A 12676-nucleotide genomic window follows, 5' to 3' on the forward strand; every position below is an offset into this window, starting at 1 on the left:
GGCCCTCTTAGAAGAACAGGCGTTCAAGCGGCCCCGCGGGCAGCGACAGTTGCAGGAGCTTGGCGAAGATCACCCAAACGACATAGCAGATCGCGATGCCCACCGGGATTGAGAACCAGAGCTTGCGCTTGCCAAAGCCACGTGCGGTCAGCGCGAACAGAATGCCGGTGGCGATCGAGAAGCCTGCGACGTTCAGCAGGAGCATCTGGGCAGCAAGGCCGCCGACGATCCAGATGACCGGAGCAACTTCCTGGTGTTCGCGTTCCGGAAAATCGCCGCGAAACGCCTCGACTGCGGTCCAGATCGCGAGGCCGAGAAGACAGAAGGCGATCGCATAGGGAACCGTCGTCGGTCCGACCTGGGAGTAGCCGGCAGCGCCTGCCAGACGCGATACATCCCAGAAAATGAGCCCCGCGATGGCGGCGAGAGCGACCGCGATGAAGAGCGCCGCCCGATCCGGGCGACGCGTTGCGGTTGAAGGGTGATGCCCCTTGGTCATTTCACCAGTCCAATGTCCTTGAGCACACCTTCGGTGGCGGCAACGTCCTTGTCGAGCTGGGCGTTGAATGCGTCACCGGTGAGGTAGGTGTCCTGCCAGCCCTTGGTCTTCAGGACTTCCTGCCAACCGGCGGACTTCGCGAGCTTTTCGATGTCAGCCGATACGGCAGCCTTCTGCTCGTCAGAAAGGCCAGGAGCGGCGGCGACCATGCGCCAGTTCTCGACGACGACGTCGAGGCCGGATTCCTTCAGCGTCGGGGCCTCAACGCCCGAGATACGCTCGGCGCTGGATACGGCGAGCAGGCGAAGCGTGCCGGCCTTGACCTGCGATTCGAATTCGCCGTAGCCGGAAACGCCGGCCGTTACCTGGCTGCCGAGGATGGCGGCAAGAGCCTCGCCACCGCCGGAGTAGGCGATGTAGTTGATCTTGGTCGGGTCGACGCCTGCAGCCTTGGCGATAAGGCCAACGGCGATGTGGTCCGTACCGCCGGCCGAGCCGCCTGCCCAGGACACAGCGCCCGGATCCTTCTTCAGGGCTTCGACAAGGTCAGCCATCGTCTTGATGTCCGACGCTGCGGGAACGACGACTGCTTCGTATTCGCCGGTGAGGCGAGCGATCGGCGTAACGTCCTTGAGCGTGACCGGGGACTTGTTGGTCAGAATCGCGCCGACCATGACGTAGCCGCCGACGATCAGGGCGTTCGGGTTGCCCTTCTGCTGGCTGGCGAACTGGGCAAGACCGATGGTGCCGCCGGCGCCCGGCACGTTCTGGACCTGAACGTTGCTGGAGATGCCTTCCTGCTGCATGACCGTCTGCAGCGAGCGCGCCGTCTGGTCCCAGCCGCCGCCCGGGTTGGCCGGAGCGATGATGGTGTAATCAGCGGCAACAGCCGGCAGCGACATGGCGCCGGCGAGAATCGTTGCGAGGAAAAAGTGTTTCAAGGTCAGTCCTCCATGAGGCGCGTTTTCACCGCGCACGTCGTTGCTGTGTGCGAGCGGGGAGACGGCGACGGGTTCTTTCGACCCTTGTCGCTTGACCAAGTTGGTGGCTTCCTCCCAGTCCGCAACCGGCGACCCGCCTCCACGGGTGCCAGTGACCCTAAGGCACCATAGAAAGCTGACATTTAGCTGACATCAAGCCCCGAATGCGCGTTTCGCGGCGTGGCGTTTACGAAATCTTAGGCTCTTGGCCGTGCCAACAGGCGGATAGCGCATCTCTGTCGGCCTGGATGGTCGGCTTGGAGGAGATTGGGCAGTGGACGAAGCGACGAACCGGAAGCCCGGACTTGGGGATTAATTCCACGTACGCTGGCAGCGATATCGGGAGGACAACAAGCTGTGGTAGTGTCGCTACCAACCACCCCGAAGACCTGTTCGAAAGGATGGCGCAATGACCGGGACAGCCAACTCCAAAATCGCCAAGGCAAGATCGAAGAAGCCTGCAGAGAGGGTCGCCGCGCGAACGAGCGCGTCCATCAAAGAGACCGGGGAAGGAGAGGATAAGGGACGGGCGGCCGCGGACCAGCCGAAGTTGCTCTCGGGCGGCAATCCTCAGATCGCCAAGGGCTACGGCGACGCACCTGTGCAGGCCTTCATCGCTGCCATGCCGGGCTGGAAGAGTGCTGTGGGGCGCCATCTCGACGCGCTCATCATGAGCGCCGTTCCCAAAGCGCAGAAGGCCGTGAAGTGGAATTCGCCGCTCTATGGCATGGAGGACGGCGAGTGGTTCCTTGGCGTGCACTGCTTTGCGAAATACATCAAGGTCGCATTCTTCAACGGCGCTTCCTTGAAACCTTTGCCGCCAGTCGAATCCAAGACGGCGAAGGCACGCTATTTTCATATCCACGAAAAGGATGAAATTGACGAGGCCCAATTCAGGGATTGGGTAAAGCAATCAAGCCAACTGCCGGGCGAACGCATGTAAACGGAAAAGCCATTGGTGTTGCGGCGAGCCATGCGCAGAAGCAGCCCTCAAGAACAAGGGATGATATGGCGCGTTGCGTGTGATACCGCATGGAGATAATCGGATGAAAAAGGCGACGGAAGCGATGACAAAGACTGATGCAGTGGAGGGAGAAACGACCGCCTCCGAGCGGATCGACGCCAGAATAGCGGAACTGGGCGACTGGCGGGGAGAGATGCTTGCACGGGTGAGGCGGCTCATCAAGGAAGCCGATCCCGAGGTGGTCGAGGAATGGAAGTGGCGGGGTGTCCCTGTTTGGGAGCATGCAGGGATCATCTGCACCGGCGAGACCTACAAGACCGTGGTGAAGATGACCTTCGCCAAGGGGGCGTCACTCGAAGATCCTGCCGTTCTCTTCAATTCGAGCCTCGATGGCAACACCCGGCGGGCGATCGATATAAGCGAGGGCGGGGAGATCGACGAAGACGCCTTGAAGGCGCTCATTCAAGAGGCTGTGGACTTGAATTTGTCGGCGCAAGCCGAACGTAGTGGCCGATCCCGGAAGAAGACCTGACGTCCCGGTGCAAGGGCGCCGCTGAATTGGCGCGCGCCTTGTTTTCAGTGGAGCCTCAGGACCTCGTTCCATTTGGCGATCAGCCGCGAGCGCTTCACCTGATCGAGATAGACCATCAGGCCGGGGCTGACGGGAACCGGCCGCAATTGAGCGCCTAGCATCTCTTGCATGGTGTTTGCCGTATTCTCTCCAGCGACCTCGGGGCTGACGGCGGCAATCTGCAGTTCGCGCGCCATGATCGTCTGACCCTCTTTGGACATGAAGAATTCGAGATAACGGCGTCCGAGGTCCGGAGAGGCTGAGGCCTGTGGAACGAGGCCAATTCGCGACATCACCACCGTGTAGTCCTTGGGCAGCACGATCCCGACATCCGGATGGCGCGCCGCCCAGTCCGCCGCGTAGGATCCGAGGATATTGTAGCCGAGAACGAAACGACCGTCGGCGACACGCTCCAGGATCGCCTCACTGGTGGAGTACAGCTTGACGCCGGCCGCACCCATCGCCTGGATCACGTCCCAGATATCGCCGAACTGCTCCTGGTCGCGTGACATGAAGAGAAAACCGACGCCTGAGCGTTCGATGTCGTAGGTTCCGATGCGCCCGAACACCGCGGCCCCTTCGCGCTTCAGGTAGCTGATGAGTTCGGCCCGTGTCGACGGCGGCTTTTCCTTCGTGAAACTCGGCTTGTGATAGACGAAGACCGCGGGCTCGAAGGTGAGCGCATAGGCCGTGTTGCGCCAATTCGCCCAAGCGGGCCAGCGGTCGCTCATCGGCAGGTCGCTGCGTTGGGCGTAGCCATCGTTGCTGAGCTTGACTTGCAGGTCCATGGCGGAAGAAAAGGCGAAGTCCGCCGTCTTCATTCCGGCGTCTGTCTCCTTGATGATGCGGTCGTAGATCTCGCCGGTCAGCATGTCTTCGTAACGCACGGTGACATCCGGATTGGCCCTCTGGAAGCCGACGATCATCGGCTTTGCAAGAGGCTCGTCGAGTGAGGAGTAAACCACCAGCGTGCGTGCGTCGGAATTGCCGGAAAGGGCAGGAAATATGATCGGCGCCGCAATGAGCAGCTGCGGACAAAGGGCGAAAAAAAGAAGAGAAATCAAGAACCGCATGAATCCACAATGCCTCAGTGTGTCACCGTTCACAAGCAAGGCGTCCGCGGATAAAGTGGCTCGGGGAGTGACTATATTTGCGTATCTTGCTTGTTGAAGACAACCAGGACCTGGCCGAAGGCCTGTCTGCCATATTGCGTGGCAGCGGCTATGCCGTCGATGTCGTGAGCGATGGCGCCTCGGCACATGCGGTTGCGGCAACTGAAACCTTCGATCTCGTCATTCTCGATCTCAACCTGCCGGAAATGGACGGGCTCGACGTCTTGCGGGCGATGCGCGCCCGGCAGAACCGCGCCGCGGTCCTGATCCTGACGGCCAGGGGGGCGCCCGAGGAAAAGATCAAGGGCCTCGATCTCGGTGCTGACGATTACATGATCAAGCCGTTCGACGTCGGCGAACTCGAAGCGCGGGTGCGCGTATTGCTGCGCCGGCAGGCGGGTCTGAGGGCCTCGACTGTAAGCTACGGCAATGTTTCGCTCGATCTCAACACGCGAAGCTTCTCCTCAGGCGGCGTGCCGATCGAGATCCCGGCACGCGAACTCGGGCTTCTCGAACTTCTGTTCATGCGAGCCGGTAAGGTGGTCGCCAAGGACGCGATCATGCAGTCGCTGACCGGCTTCGACGACGATTTGAGCTCCAACGCGATCGAGCAATATGTCAGCCGGCTGCGCAAGCGATTGGCGCCACATGGCCTTACCGTGCGCACCGCCCGCGGCATTGGCTATTACCTCGACAAGATGGCCGGGCCGGAATGAGGGCGACGGTTTACTCCCTTCGCCGGCGCCTGCTTGGCTGGCTGCTGATCTCGACGGTCGTCATCGGCATTGTTGCGCTCGTGGACACCTACCGCGAGGCGGTTACCACCGCCAACGTCGTCTCCGACCGCGTACTGGCGGGTTCCGCATTGGCGATCGCAGAGCGCGTGGTCGTTGCGGAGGATGGCTCGCTCGAGGTCGATATTCCCTATGTCGCCCTGGAGATGCTGACTTCCGCGGCGCAGGATCGCGTCTTCTACAGGGTCGACGGCCCTCCCGGCCAGTTCATTACCGGTTATCAGACGTTGCCGTCGCTTGGCGAAGAGCCGGGGACATCCACGACCTTTGCGGATTCGATCTTCCGCGGAGAACCGATCCGCATCGCAGCGCTTCGTCGCTCAGCCTCGACCGGGATCAATTCGGTACCTTTCGTCGTGACCGTTGCGGAAACGACGATCGCACGGCGGCAACTGGCGCAGACCATTCTCGTTCGCTCGGCGCTGCGCCTCGGCATGATGATCGCAGGTGCCGCCGTGATCGTCTGGATCGCGGTCACATTTTCTCTGCGACCGCTCTACCGTCTCGGAGATGCGATCGCGGAACGCAATCCGGATGATCTCCACCCGATCGGCGAACGGGTACCGAACGAGGTCCAGGGGCTCGTCGATACCGTCAATTCCTTCATGGGACGGTTGCAGTCGGCGCTCGATGCGCTGCGCAATTTCACCGGCAATGCCAGCCATCAATTGCGGACCCCGCTTGCGATCATCCGAACCCAACTCGCGTTGGCGCAACGCGCCGGATCCTTCGAGGAGACGAAGGGGGCCGTGAAAAAGGCCGATGAGGCGGTCGCCAATGCCGAACGTATCCTCGGGCAATTGCTGTTGATGGCGAAGATCGATGCGGCCGGGAAGGACGAGGCCCGCATGCTGGGGCGTGTCGATCTTGTCGAACTCGTGCGGGAAATCACGGCGGAACACGTGCCGGCGGCGGGCGAGGCCGATATCGACCTCGGCTTCGATGGCGATGGTGATGCCTTCATTCGCGCCGAGCCGCTGCTGGTCGGCGAGATGCTCAAGAACCTGATCGGTAACGCCTTGCTTTATGCCGGTCGCGGCGCCGAAGTAACGACGCGCGTTCTCGCAGACGGGGAGGCCGTGGCCCTGGAAGTCGAGGACAACGGCCCGGGTATTCGCGCAGATCTGCGCGAGGCGGTACTGCGCCGCTTTGAGCGCGGGGGAAGCGAAGCTCCGGGATCTGGGCTTGGCCTGCCGATCGTCGAGGAAATTGCCGAACTTTACGGGGCAACAACCCTTCTTAGCGAAGGGGCTGATGGCAGAGGCCTCAAGGTGACCATCCGCTTTCCGGCGGGCTAGATCAGAAAGCGGCTCTGTCCGGCGCCGCGATTGCGGGCCGGATGAGCAAAAACCATCTGCAAGCGGCCAGGTCGACACGCCCGAATGGTTGCGGCACTTTGAATTGTTTGATTAGCGGCCGCGGTGGCCGAAGAGGGAAGCTGTCTCGCGGGTCTGCACCCGCAGCATCGCGTTCCAAAGCTGTAGAACGAAACGCGGCTGAAACTGGCTCGCAAGCTTGCGCTGCGACAACATGATAAGTCTCCGATAGTTTTGGACGTCTGGCATATAGTGCGTTGGCGGAGATCTTGCCAGAGTGCGAACGCCGGGGCAGCTCTGCGTGCCAAGCATATGTGGAAAACGGCCAAAGCCAGGCGAAATACCTGCCGTTCAAAAACAAAATGCCGGGATGATTTTCATCATCCCGGCCAGTTGGCTTCACTGGGAGGAGAGTTTTTCTTTGGAGGATCAGGCCTTCTTGCGGTTCTTCTGTCGGTAGACGTCGATGACGACGGCGGCGACGATGATCAGGCCCTTGACGATTTCCTGGTAGTAGGCGTCGACGCGCAGGAACGTGAAGCCCGATGTCATGACGCCGAGGATGATGGTGCCGATCACCGTGCCGGTGATGCGGCCGACGCCGCCGGTGAGCGAGGTGCCGCCGATGACGGTCGCGGCGATCGCGTCCAGTTCGTACATGACACCCATGCCAGCCTGTGCGGTCTGGGCGCGGGCTGCGGTGACGACGCCGGCGAGACCTGCGAGCATGCCCGCAATGGCGTAGACCTTGATCAGGTGCGCTTCGACATTGATACCCGAGACGCGGGCCGCCTGGACGTTGGCGCCGATCGCATAGGTGAACTTGCCGTAGCGGGTGTAGCGCAGCGCGATGTGGAAGATGATCGCGACGACGAGGAAGACGATCACGGGCCAGATGCCGGTGCCGATGAAGTTGAACTGTTCGGTGAGGCCCGAGACCGGCTGGCCCTTGGTGTACCACTTGGAGATGCCGCGTGCCGACACCATCATGCCGAGCGTGGCGATGAAGGGCGGGATCTTGGTGCGGGCGATGAGCTGGCCGTTGATGAAGCCGGCGAGCAAGCCGATGCCGATGCCAAGTCCGATCGGAACGATCGCCGGCATGTCGGTCAGCGACGGATAGAGCGCGCGGGCCCAGGTGGATGCCTGGGCGACGCTTGCCGAGATCATCGCCGTCATGCCGACGACGGAGCCCGAGGAAAGATCGATGCCGCCGGTTATAATGACTTGGGTCACGCCGACGGCGATGATGCCGATCACCGAAACCTGGAGGATCATGATCGTCAGGCGCTGCGGGTTCATGAGGAAGCTCTGGCCGACGAAGATCCAGCCGAGAACCTCGTAAACGAGCGCGATGCCGATCAGCACCAGGAAGATGTTGAATTCAGGGGGCAGGCGGCGCTTTGCGCCGGTGAGCGATGTGCTCGCGCCCTGTGCGGCGACATTGGTATCCATTTTCGTTCCTCCCTTTCGTCGGGTCGCTTCCCGCTCAGCTCGCGGCGAGCTCCATGACCTTGATCTGGGTTGCTTCCGCCCTGTCGAGGAAGCCGGTGACGCGGCCCTCGTGCATGACCATGATACGGTCGCTCATACCGAGCACCTCTGGCATTTCCGAAGAAATCATGATGACGGCGACGCCGTTTCGCGCGAGTTCGGTAACAAGGCGGTGGATTTCCGCCTTGGCGCCGACATCGATGCCGCGTGTCGGTTCGTCGAGGATCAGGATGCGCGGATTGGTGAGCAGCCAGCGGCCGATCAGCACCTTTTGCTGGTTGCCGCCCGACAGGTTCTCGATGCGCTCCTGCAGGTTGGGCGTCTTGACGCGCAGCTTGCGGCTCATCTCTTCGCAGGCGGCGGTGATCTGCTTCTCGGATACGAAACCGCCCTTGACGAAACGATCCTGGAGCACGGCAATCTGCATGTTCTCGAGGATGTCGAGGATTAGAAGACAGCCGGTGTCCTTGCGGTCTTCGGTCAGGAACGCCATGCGGTTCCTGATCGCCGTGTTCGGGCTGTCGATCGAAAGCGTCTTGCCGTCGATCGAAATCGTGCCGGAGCTTGCCGGCGTCACGCCAAAGAGCGTTTCAGCGACGTTCGAGCGGCCGGAGCCGACTAGTCCGGCAATCCCAAGGATCTCCCCAGCCCGGACATCGAAGGAGACGTCACGGAAGACACCGTCGAGCGCCAGGTTCTTCACCGAAAGAACGACGTCGCCGATCGGCACTTCTTCCTTCGGGAACATCTGGGTGATTTCGCGGCCGACCATCATGCGAATGATGTCGTCGCGCGTCACATCGCTCGAGGCGTGCGTGCCGATGAACTTGCCGTCCCGGAACACCGAGAACTCATCGGCAATTTCGAACAACTCGTTCATCTTGTGGGTGATGTAGACGATGCCGATGCCTTGTTCGCGCAGGTCGCGAATGATTTCGAAGAGATGGGCGACCTCGCGTTCTGTTAGCGCCGAGGTCGGTTCGTCCATGATCAGTACGTCGGATTCATAGGAGACCGCCTTGGCGATCTCGACCATCTGTCGATTTGCGACCGAGAGGTGGCGGACCTCGATTTCCGGATCGATCTTGATTTTCAATCGGTCGAAGAGGCGGGCGGTAATGCGGTTCATTTCGCCGTGGTCGACGAAGCCAAAGCGGTTTTTCGGTTCGCGACGGATCCAGATGTTCTCGGCAACCGTCATGAACGGCATCAGATTGAGTTCCTGATGGATCATCGCGATGCCATTTTCAAGTGCATCGAGTGGCGACTTCAGCCGGATCTCGACGCCCTTCAGCTTCACATCGCCCTTGTCGGGCGTATAGATGCCGGCGAGGATCTTCATCAGCGTCGACTTGCCAGCGCCGTTCTCGCCCATCAGTGCATGGACCGTACCGCGCTTCAGCTTGAACTCGACATCGTCAAGGGCGACGACGCCCGGGAATTCCTTGCGGATGCCTTCCGCGGAAAGAAGATATTCGGCCTTGGGCACCGCGCCGCTGGCGCGCACAGCTGCCATCGTTGTCGGACTGAGCGTCATGTTCCTTGCCTCCCCCGTCGTTTCCGGCTGTCGCRGAAAGTCCTCGCTGGCGGGTGACCAGCCTATTTTGCCGCATGCGATGTCCATTGGACGCAGGCATTTGCGGCGGGACTTAGATTTGAACGAGAGCGCGGGTTCTCCCGCGCTCTCGATTAAGGCGATCAGTTCTTCGCCTGATACTTGTCGAGGTTTTCCTTGGTCACCAGCTCGAAGGGAATGTAGACCTTCTTGTCGACGGCTTCGCCCTTGGCGAGCTTGAGTGCGGCATCGACCGAGCCTTGCCCCTGGCCGGCAGCGTTCTGGAACACGGTCACGTCGAGGTCGCCCGCAGCCATGGCTGCGAGTGCGTCCTGCGTCGCGTCGATCCCGCCGATGACGACGGAGTCCATTGACCGGCCGGCGGCCTTGAGAGCCTGGATCGCGCCGATTGCCATTTCGTCGTTGTTCGAAATGACGGCATCGAATTCAACGCCGGCCGAGAGCCAGTTCGTCAGAAGGTCAGATCCTTGCGTACGCGACCAGTTGGCGGTCTGCTCTTCGACGATCTCGATACCCTTGCACTGGTCGGTCGCCAGAACGTCGTGGATGTCCTTGGTGCGCATGCGCGCGGCCTGGTTCGAAAGCTCGCCCATCATGACGACGGCCTTGCCCTTGCCGCCGAGCATCTTGCAGATTTCCTGCGTCTGCAGCGTGCCGGATTCCTGCTCGTTCGATGCGACAAAAGCCTGCTTCTCCGGCAGGGTGTCGACGTTGACCGGCTCGCGGTTGACGTAAACGAGCGGAATGCCTGCGTCGGCCGCAATCTTCGACATGGCTGCCGTTGCGTCGGTATCAACCGGGTTGACGATAATTGCGGTCACACCGGCTGCGATGAAATTTTGAATCTGGCTCTGCTGCTTCGAAACGTCGTTCTGCGCGTCCTCGATCTGCAGCTCAACACCGTTAAGCGTCTTGGCGTAGTCGGACATGCCGTTGCGCAGTACCGTCAGGAAGTTGTCATCAAAAAGGGCCATCGACACGCCGATGGTCTCGGCATGCGCGGCCGTCGACATCATCACGGCCAGCGCTGTACCCAGCACGAATTTCTTCATTGTCTTTCTCCTCCACAATGGTGCCCCGGCGACACCTTCTCCTGCCGGGAGCGCAATCCTTGCCGGCTCGCGCTCATTCACATCGAAAGCGCCACTCCCGTTACGCTCTCGGATAAAACGGAATAAACGAACCAGTAAATTGCTATTACGGAATATGTATTCCATTTTATGGAGGCGCCGTCAAGACCCGTCGCGGCGCCCCGCATCGTTTTCCCGTTGCCAGCCGCGGCCGGTCAGATCCGGGTTTGAATGTGGTCCACGCTCCGCCTGATCGCGGCCGCCGGATCTGCGACTTTGTGGACTTCGGCGGCAAACGGCTCGAAGGAAAGCGGCCCTGCATAACCCTCGGCACGCAGGCGCTGGATCTGTCCGACGTTGTCGAGAAGGTCGTCCTGATCGACCAGAACGCGATGCGAGTCGCGGAGATCGGAGACGGCGACTAGACCGTCCGTTACGCCGGAAATATGCACGAGTCCGGTCATCTCAGGATAGGTTGCGGGCTCGCCTGCGAGATGGTGATGGAACGTATCGTGGACCAGCCGGAAGGTCTTTTCTCCGCCAATAGCCTTGATCGCTTCGACAGCTTCGGTCTTCGAGCGCAAGGAGCAGATTTCGAAGCCCAGCGGCTCGACAAGGCCGACGATTCCGGCCGATTCGAGCATCGGCTTCAGCACGGCAAGTGCAGCACGAAGATTTGCCTGTCGCTCGCCGTCCGCCTGGCCGGAGCCGTCGTTGACGGGCACAAGCACGAGGGCCTTGGCGCCACAGTCGCGCGCATAGGTTATCAGCTCTTCGGCTTCTTTCTGACGATCCGAATTCCACTCATTGAAACGCTGCAAAGCGTTGATGGAGATGATCGTAATGCCATTGCGACTGGCAAGCGCCGCTACGTCCTTTGCGGACGTGCCGTCGATGATGGCGTTGCCGGAGAGGTCGTTGCGGATTTCGACAGAGGAGATTCCGAGCGATTTGGCAAGTTCGAAGAAGGCGCTGAGCGGAAGACCGGGCGTCGTCATGTGATTGAGGGCGAAGGGCAGGGTTGTCACGGGAATGTCTCCTCCAGTGGGATGGGTCACGCTTTGCAAATAGAACGTTCGTTCCATTTACAGCCTCGTCGACATTTCACCAACTCCTGGAGGGCCGTCAAAGAGCGAGTGGCTCAAAGGACTTGCATTGCTGCAACATTGCCTTTCGTCAATGACTGAATTCCATCATCCTTCGCTAGATATTCTCAGGTGTGAAGAGATCAAAGGGTAGGAAGGTCTGCCCCGGGGCGCCTGTCGGACCCTTGTCGATCGCCTGGATCATCAGATTGATAGTGTCGCGCGCAAGCGTTGCGGTTGGAGTTGAGATCGCGAGCGTGACGACGTCGTCCCCAAGGGCCGCCCGGGACTCCGGTGTCAATTCGTTGACAACGGCGATGAGCTTACCCTCGAGCCTTTCCTCGCGTATGGCCGAGATTGCACCTTCCATGCCCCCTCCGCAGACGTAGAAGCCGATCAGGTCCGGATGGCGTTGCAAAAGGTTCAGTGTTGCCTCGTGCGTGATCTCGGCCGTATCGAGATTGACCATGGTGTCGAGCACTTCGAAATCGGGCGCATGTTCACGGAAATAGGAGCGGAACCCGATTTCTCGAAGTTCGTGGCCGAGGAAGCGGTGGCTGCCGACGAAGGCCGCGACTTTGCCGGGGCGTTTGGCCGCCTTGGCGATCATCCATGCCGCGGTACGTCCGACCTTGTGATTGTTGAGCCCGACATAACCTTCCCGCACGCCGGCTGCGAAGTCCGAAAGCAGCGAGAAGACGGGTATACCGCGCTCCTTCAGTTCCTCGATTGCGGTCGTTACTGCCGGATAATCGGGAGCAACAAGCGCAACCGCTTGGTTTCGCGCCGCAACCGCGCGAAGTTTTTCCGTAATCGCCGTCGGCGTCGAATTTGCCACGAAGTCGACCTGGGCGAAAACGCGCGCGTTTGAAAGCGAAAGCGCCGCGTTTTCGATCTCCTTGGCAACGGCTTTGTAGAAGGACTGCTCCGGCTTCTGAAGCACGAAGCCAAGCCTATACTGCGGCAGATCTTCGAAGACGCGCTGCCGGATGAGGCCAACGGCATGGTAGCCGATGGATTTGGCTGCCTCGTAGACACGGCGCGCAGTCTCTTCTCGCACCGGATGCCGTCCGTTGAGGACTCGATCGACGGTCGCGACGCTGACGCCGGCGGTCCGTGCGAGGTCGGCAATGGTCGGACGGTTGCTCATCGGTTCTCCTGATAGGTTTGCATCACGAATGATATGCTGCGAATGACATCATTTGAGAGAATATA

At 60.6% G+C, this 12676-nt stretch carries 13 protein-coding genes; 4 read left to right on the plus strand and 9 right to left on the minus strand.

The features are described from left to right. Positions 1 to 7: 7 nt before the first annotated feature. Positions 8 to 499 (minus strand): tripartite tricarboxylate transporter TctB family protein, encoded by a 492-nt coding sequence (locus AB4Z53_RS21500; RefSeq protein WP_113539631.1) that lies wholly within the window; start codon positions 497 to 499, stop codon positions 8 to 10. Next, complete coding sequence (locus AB4Z53_RS21505) at positions 496 to 1440, minus strand: Bug family tripartite tricarboxylate transporter substrate binding protein (protein WP_113539632.1); 945 nt, start codon at positions 1438 to 1440, stop codon at positions 496 to 498. Before AB4Z53_RS21505 ends, AB4Z53_RS21500 begins: the two co-directional genes overlap by 4 nt. Positions 1441 to 1888: 448 nt before the next feature. Between AB4Z53_RS21505 and AB4Z53_RS21510 the strand changes: the two genes are divergently transcribed. Further along, positions 1889 to 2422 (plus strand): DUF1801 domain-containing protein, encoded by a 534-nt coding sequence (locus AB4Z53_RS21510; protein ID WP_441597654.1) that lies wholly within the window; start codon positions 1889 to 1891, stop codon positions 2420 to 2422. A gap of 103 nt (positions 2423 to 2525) precedes the next feature. Further along, positions 2526 to 2975: a DUF1801 domain-containing protein gene (locus AB4Z53_RS21515; protein WP_113539634.1), complete on the plus strand. Its 450-nt coding sequence runs from the start codon at positions 2526 to 2528 to the stop codon at positions 2973 to 2975. 44 nt (positions 2976 to 3019) lie between these two features. On the opposite strand, the gene AB4Z53_RS21520 is transcribed toward AB4Z53_RS21515, so the two are convergent. After that, positions 3020 to 4087: an ABC transporter substrate-binding protein gene (locus AB4Z53_RS21520; RefSeq protein ID WP_113539635.1), complete on the minus strand. Its 1068-nt coding sequence runs from the start codon at positions 4085 to 4087 to the stop codon at positions 3020 to 3022. 77 nt (positions 4088 to 4164) lie between these two features. Between AB4Z53_RS21520 and AB4Z53_RS21525 the strand changes: the two genes are divergently transcribed. Both AB4Z53_RS21525 and AB4Z53_RS21530 read left to right on the plus strand, forming a co-directional pair. Further along, a complete protein-coding gene (locus AB4Z53_RS21525; RefSeq protein WP_441597655.1) occupies positions 4165 to 4842 on the plus strand; it encodes a response regulator transcription factor in 678 nt (225 codons plus the stop codon). Beyond that, entirely contained in the window at positions 4839 to 6218 is a 1380-nt protein-coding gene (locus AB4Z53_RS21530) for a sensor histidine kinase (protein ID WP_441597656.1), read from the plus strand. The genes AB4Z53_RS21525 and AB4Z53_RS21530 overlap by 4 nt, the downstream gene beginning before the upstream one ends. Before the next feature lie 111 nt (positions 6219 to 6329). On the opposite strand, the gene AB4Z53_RS21535 is transcribed toward AB4Z53_RS21530, so the two are convergent. The 6 genes from AB4Z53_RS21535 to AB4Z53_RS21560 all read right to left on the minus strand — a co-directional run bounded on the left by AB4Z53_RS21535 (position 6330) and on the right by AB4Z53_RS21560 (position 12611). Next, entirely contained in the window at positions 6330 to 6452 is a 123-nt protein-coding gene (locus AB4Z53_RS21535; RefSeq protein WP_255571421.1) for a hypothetical protein, read from the minus strand. 213 nt (positions 6453 to 6665) lie between these two features. Next, complete coding sequence (locus AB4Z53_RS21540) at positions 6666 to 7691, minus strand: ABC transporter permease (RefSeq protein ID WP_441597657.1); 1026 nt, start codon at positions 7689 to 7691, stop codon at positions 6666 to 6668. A 34-nt stretch (positions 7692 to 7725) separates the two neighbouring features. Then, positions 7726 to 9267, minus strand: coding sequence for a sugar ABC transporter ATP-binding protein (locus AB4Z53_RS21545; RefSeq protein WP_441597658.1), 1542 nt, complete (start codon positions 9265 to 9267; stop codon positions 7726 to 7728). Positions 9268 to 9428: 161 nt separating this feature from the next. Next, the gene (locus tag AB4Z53_RS21550) at positions 9429 to 10358 is read right to left on the minus strand and encodes a sugar ABC transporter substrate-binding protein (RefSeq protein ID WP_441597659.1); all 930 of its coding nucleotides are present in this window, start codon (positions 10356 to 10358) and stop codon (positions 9429 to 9431) included. A gap of 233 nt (positions 10359 to 10591) precedes the next feature. Further along, a complete protein-coding gene (locus tag AB4Z53_RS21555) occupies positions 10592 to 11404 on the minus strand; it encodes a TIM barrel protein (RefSeq protein ID WP_441597660.1) in 813 nt (270 codons plus the stop codon). A gap of 175 nt (positions 11405 to 11579) precedes the next feature. Then, positions 11580 to 12611, minus strand: a complete 1032-nt coding sequence (locus tag AB4Z53_RS21560; protein ID WP_441597661.1) for a LacI family DNA-binding transcriptional regulator — start codon at positions 12609 to 12611, stop codon at positions 11580 to 11582. Between the last annotated feature and the right edge of the window lie 65 nt (positions 12612 to 12676).

The organism is Ensifer sp. 2TAB8 (assembly GCF_052115125.1).
Classification (GTDB): domain Bacteria; phylum Pseudomonadota; class Alphaproteobacteria; order Rhizobiales; family Rhizobiaceae; genus Ensifer.

What these genes read in the sequence shown, in the direction of transcription:
- AB4Z53_RS21500 (WP_113539631.1), bottom strand. Translation starts at nt 499, where the DNA reads ATGACCAAGGGGCATCACCCTTCAACCGCAACGCGTCGCCCGGATCGG.
- AB4Z53_RS21510 (WP_441597654.1), top strand. Translation starts at nt 1,889, where the DNA reads ATGACCGGGACAGCCAACTCCAAAATCGCCAAGGCAAGATCGAAGAAG.
- AB4Z53_RS21515 (WP_113539634.1), top strand. Translation starts at nt 2,526, where the DNA reads ATGAAAAAGGCGACGGAAGCGATGACAAAGACTGATGCAGTGGAGGGA.
- AB4Z53_RS21520 (WP_113539635.1), bottom strand. Translation starts at nt 4,087, where the DNA reads ATGCGGTTCTTGATTTCTCTTCTTTTTTTCGCCCTTTGTCCGCAGCTG.
- AB4Z53_RS21530 (WP_441597656.1), top strand. Translation starts at nt 4,839, where the DNA reads ATGAGGGCGACGGTTTACTCCCTTCGCCGGCGCCTGCTTGGCTGGCTG.
- AB4Z53_RS21535 (WP_255571421.1), bottom strand. Translation starts at nt 6,452, where the DNA reads ATGTTGTCGCAGCGCAAGCTTGCGAGCCAGTTTCAGCCGCGTTTCGTT.
- AB4Z53_RS21540 (WP_441597657.1), bottom strand. Translation starts at nt 7,691, where the DNA reads ATGGATACCAATGTCGCCGCACAGGGCGCGAGCACATCGCTCACCGGC.
- AB4Z53_RS21545 (WP_441597658.1), bottom strand. Translation starts at nt 9,267, where the DNA reads ATGACGCTCAGTCCGACAACGATGGCAGCTGTGCGCGCCAGCGGCGCG.
- AB4Z53_RS21550 (WP_441597659.1), bottom strand. Translation starts at nt 10,358, where the DNA reads ATGAAGAAATTCGTGCTGGGTACAGCGCTGGCCGTGATGATGTCGACG.
- AB4Z53_RS21560 (WP_441597661.1), bottom strand. Translation starts at nt 12,611, where the DNA reads ATGAGCAACCGTCCGACCATTGCCGACCTCGCACGGACCGCCGGCGTC.